Origin of the sequence: Rhodoplanes roseus (assembly GCF_003258865.1) — a bacterium.
GTDB classification, from domain to species: Bacteria; Pseudomonadota; Alphaproteobacteria; order Rhizobiales; family Xanthobacteraceae; genus Rhodoplanes; species Rhodoplanes roseus.
This window is the reverse complement of the sequence record NZ_NPEX01000393.1, coordinates 1-4328: the sequence shown is the minus strand read 5'-3', so window position 1 is coordinate 4328 and position 4328 is coordinate 1. Positions and strand designations below refer to the sequence as shown.

General features: G+C 63.2%; 4 protein-coding genes and 1 pseudogene. 4 read left to right on the top strand and 1 reads right to left on the bottom strand.

Annotated elements, in window-relative coordinates; translation table 11 throughout:
* Positions 1–668 precede the first annotated feature (668 nt).
* The 3 genes from CH341_RS28835 to CH341_RS28825 all read left to right on the top strand — a co-directional run bounded on the left by CH341_RS28835 (position 669) and on the right by CH341_RS28825 (position 2640).
* Positions 669–896: an FmdB family zinc ribbon protein gene (locus CH341_RS28835; protein ID WP_111422649.1), complete on the top strand. Its 228-nt coding sequence runs from the start codon at positions 669–671 to the stop codon at positions 894–896.
* 174 nt (positions 897–1070) lie between these two features.
* Positions 1071–2186, top strand: coding sequence for a RelA/SpoT domain-containing protein (locus CH341_RS28830; protein ID WP_111422647.1), 1116 nt, complete (start codon positions 1071–1073; stop codon positions 2184–2186).
* Positions 2187–2391: 205 nt separating this feature from the next.
* Complete coding sequence (locus CH341_RS28825) at positions 2392–2640, top strand: hypothetical protein (RefSeq protein WP_111422645.1); 249 nt, start codon at positions 2392–2394, stop codon at positions 2638–2640.
* Between the two features lie 61 nt (positions 2641–2701).
* Here CH341_RS28825 and CH341_RS28820 read toward each other — a convergent pair whose 3' ends face one another.
* A complete protein-coding gene (locus tag CH341_RS28820; RefSeq protein ID WP_170149850.1) occupies positions 2702–3676 on the bottom strand; it encodes a Bug family tripartite tricarboxylate transporter substrate binding protein in 975 nt (324 codons plus the stop codon).
* Positions 3677–3934: 258 nt separating this feature from the next.
* Here CH341_RS28820 and CH341_RS28815 point away from each other — a divergent pair.
* A pseudogene (locus tag CH341_RS28815) lies at positions 3935–4246 on the top strand (thiamine pyrophosphate-binding protein); the annotation flags it as partial.
* Positions 4247–4328 lie beyond the last annotated feature (82 nt).

The window sequence follows — 4328 nt, the reverse complement described above, 5'->3', positions numbered from 1 at the left end:
GCCGGGAGGCGCTGCACCTGAAATTCTGCGTCCGACGGGACGCAGCGCGCATCGAAGCGTCGATGCGCACGCCTCCCGGCGCTCCACCGCGGCGATTTTAGGCTCTCGGGCCGCGCTTGCAGGCTTGCACCGACCGGGTCCAAACCCTCTTCAGCGATGCTCCTCGCGCCCGGGTCGTGGTGCCCGGAGGGCGGGGCCCCGAAAGCCCCCGGGAGCACGGCTGACGAGGCCGCACCCGCAGGCGCCGCATCCGCCGGCCGGATGTCCCGGAAGGTCCGGCGGCCGGGGTTTTCCGTGCGAGATCGTCGCACGAAAAAACGTCCGGCTCGCTCCGCCGCCCGACGTCACCGGTCGACGTCCCTCGTGGAGCGAGACGGACCTAGTATAGGATTCTTGTCCTGGAAGGCAAGAGCCGCTGGCCGGCGCCGCACCGGTGCCGCCCCTCGGTTTTTCGCCTCGCCACCTCGGGTTTTCTCCCTGCCGCCGCCCGTTTCCGGACCGTCGCCGCCCGCCGCCGCTCCGGCGCCAGGGGCGCCCGCGGCGCCGGAGCGGCGAACGACGATCTTGGCCCGGTTTCTGCACCTCTTGCGGCCGGGCGGACCCGAGGCGTCGCGATTGTCGGACTCGGCCCGCTGCCCGTGCGAAAAACGCCCGACCGGAGGCGCGGCATGCCGCTCTACAGCTATCATTGTAAGGATTGCGACAAGGACGTGGAGCTTCTGATCCGCGCGTCCGACACCCCTGTCTGCCCGTCCTGCGGGGGCCCGCGGCTGGACCGCCTGCTCTCCCGCACGGCGCCCGAGGGACAATCCAAGTCCCTGATCAAGTCCGCCCGCGCCCAGGCCGCCCGCGAGGGCCATTTCAGCAACTACAGCAGATCGGAACGGCCGCGGTAGGCGAGGCGGACAAGCTGTCGACAGCCTGCATAAAGAGTTTAGCTCCCGGTCGCGATTCGTTACACATCCAAAATATTTCTGTATTCTGTAGGTGACGGCTTGAGACCGACTTGAGCAGGCTCTGGCTTCAACTAATAAAATTATTAATACCATAAATACAAAGCAGCGAACGAGATGGCCTGGGTAGTTCCGCAGTTCAACAAGAGGAGCGTCAATTGGGCCGGCGAAATGCTGGTCAGAGGCGACTATAGCCGTTATATAGACAAAAATGAATATCTATCTGACTATCTTCGCGCGCTTGACATTGTAAACAACTGGCGCTCATCTCACAGTTTTCCACTCAATACTTTTACCGTAGGACTCAAGCGCCGAGCAAAGCCAGCAGACTCACAGTGTCTAATCGCGCAACGAATAAAGCGCATGTCATCAATCGAGCAGAAGCTTACCCGTTTCCCGACCATGACACTGTCTCAGATGCAGGATCTGGGGGGCTGTCGAGCGGTCATGGCGTCAGTGCATTTGGCCAAAAGCCTCGTCAAAGAATACGAAGAAAGTGATATTAAGCACACCCTTCACCAATGCGATGATTACATCGCAACTCCCAAGTCTTCTGGCTATCGAGGCATTCATCTCATCTATCGCTATAATTCAGACAGGAAAACAACATACAATTCTTTAAAAGTTGAAATGCAAATTCGGACCCACCTTCAGCATGCATGGGCGACCGCCGTGGAGACGGTAGGAACACTTCAAAGGCAGGCGCTCAAGTCTAGCCAGGGGGACACTAAACTACTCCGCTTCTTTGCATTGGCGAGCACCGCCTTCGCATTTCGAGAAAATACCCAGCCTGTGCCAAATACCCCAGGCTCCTACAAAGAAATGGCAGCAGAACTCCGGAGTTTGGTGCGAGAATTGGACCTGGTAAACAGACTAGGCGCCTATGGACAAGCGATGCGGCTGTTAGCGAGTCCTCAAGCAAGCAAGGGGGATGCTCATTATTTTCTAATTGAACTTAATCCAGCCCAACACTCAGTAGAGGTAACAACCTTTAAGCTGAGCGAGTCGAAAGATGCAGCAGCCAAATACCTTGAAGTCGAACAAAAGATGAAAGATTCGACTGGGTCTGAAGCTGTTTTGGTATCCGTCGAGTCTCTCGATACTATACGAAAGGCTTATCCAAACTACTTTCTTGATGCCCATGTCTTTATGAAATTAGTAAGTCAGGCTACCGGTCGGGACACAGCGCCGCGAAGGCCGGTCAATGTTAGCAAGCAGCTCCGACTTTTCTGACTAACGGCATTTGCACGCTGCCGGTCCCCCTCGGCCTCGGCACCCCCTCACCCGGTTCGCCTTTGGCGAACCGACCTCTCCCCGCCGGGGAGAGGTGGTCGCGGGCGGCCCCGCGATCGCTCCGTTCGATCGCCCGTGTGACCCCGCGCACATAACCCCGCGGCCGTGCCTGCGATGACGGGGGCACGGCAGACGGGGGAGCATCATGGCGAAGCGGATGGCGAGGCGGATCGTCGTGACGGTCGGGATCGCGGTGTCGGTCGCGCTCGTGGCCTCGGTCGGCATGGCGCAGACCTTTGGGGGCGGCCGGACGGCCTCGCTCGACGCGGTGGTGTGCGACGCCCTCGCCCAGAACGTCTGGCAGCAGGAGCGCGCGGCACGCGGCGGCGTGCTCGGCCTGCTGTCCGCCGCGGCGGCGCGGCGCGCGGCGTATCGGGATTGCGTGAGCTGGTGAGCGGCTCATCCCGGGTCCGGCGCGTCAACCGTCGATACGGGACGAGCGGCTCATGGACGGGTCACTGGGCCAGCTTCGCGCCGGCGATGACCTCGCGCCAGATTCGGGCGTTGGTGTCCCACAGGCCCTGCATCTCCTCCGGCGTGCTCGCCTGCGGAAACACGCCGAGGCCCGACAGGCGCGCCTGCGTGCCGGGATCCGCCACCGCCTTGACGACCTCGGCATTGAGCTTCGCGACGACCGGCCGCGGCGTCTTCGCCGGCACCACCAGACCGTTCCAGGAGAACGCCTGGTAGTCCCCCGGCACCCCGCTCTCGCCCAGCGTCGGCACATCCGGCATCATCGGCAATCGCTGTTCCGACCACACGGCGAGGACCCGCAGCGCACCCGACTGGAGCTGGCCGAACACCGCCGGCGTCATCTCGAAAGCGACCTGGACCTCTCCCCCCATCAGAGCCGTGATCACGTCGCTCGTCGTCCTGAACGGAACGGTGGGCACATCGAGCTTGGCGGCCGACGCGAACAGAAGTGCAGAGAGGTGCTGGATGCTGCCGGCGCTGATCGTCCCGATGTTGACGCGCTGCGGGTTCCGCCGCGCGTCCTCGAGCAGGTCGGCGATCGTCCGGTAGGGGCTGTCCTTGCGGACCAGAACCAGCGTGTGGAAGGATCCGATGGTCGACACCATCGCGAACGCGCCCGGCTCGTAGGGCATGGACTTGAACAGATACGGATTGACGACGTTCTGGGCGCTGACCAGCAGCATGGTGTAGCCGTCCGGACTCGCCCGTGCGACCGACGCCGCGGCCGTCAGCCCCCCAGCGCCCGGCATGTTCTCGATCACCACCGGACGCCCGGTCGCGTCCGACACCCGCTGCGCCACGGAGCGTGCCGCGATGTCGCCGATGCCGCCGGGTCCGAACCCGACGACGATCTTGATCGAGCGGCTGGGAAACTCGTCGGCCCGCGGTTCCGACGCACCGCCGAACGCGAGCACGACCCCCAGAATTACCGCCAAGGCCGACCGGATCATCATCATGATGCTTTCTGCGTTCGAGGAGAGGCGCGCGCAATCTACGATGCCCATAGCGGCCGCCCCGCCATCCGTTGGCAACACGGATCTCGGCTCGTTTCGCAATGAGAAATGATCGATCCCGACGGCCGGGTCGGTTCCGGCCCGGGACAGTCGTGATGCACCGCGTCGGGGCACGGGGCAGCGGTCGATCCGCGGCTTCGCGTGGTGTAAGGATTCGCCCGGCCGGCCGGTGGCCGGGGGATCTGCACGGATACGCCTCTCATGAATGGTGCCGAAAGTCTCGTCCGCACGCTGGTGGCGAACGGCGTGGATGTCTGTTTCGCCAATCCCGGGACGTCGGAGATGCATTTCGTCGGAGCGCTCGACAGCATTGCCGGGATGCGGGGCGTGCTGTGCCTGTTCGAGGGCGTTGCCACCGGCGCGGCCGACGGCTTCGCCCGGATGGCGGAGCGGCCGGCGGCGACGCTGCTGCATCTCGGGCCCGGGCTCGCCAACGGCATCGCCAACCTGCACAACGCCCGCAAGGCGCAGGTGCCGATGGTGGTCGTGGTCGGCGACCACGCGAGCGCGCATGCGCGCACAGCACATTCTATTCCCGCACCCACCCAAAAGGTGCGGGATCTTCCACAAAAAATTTAACGATTTCAATGTGTTG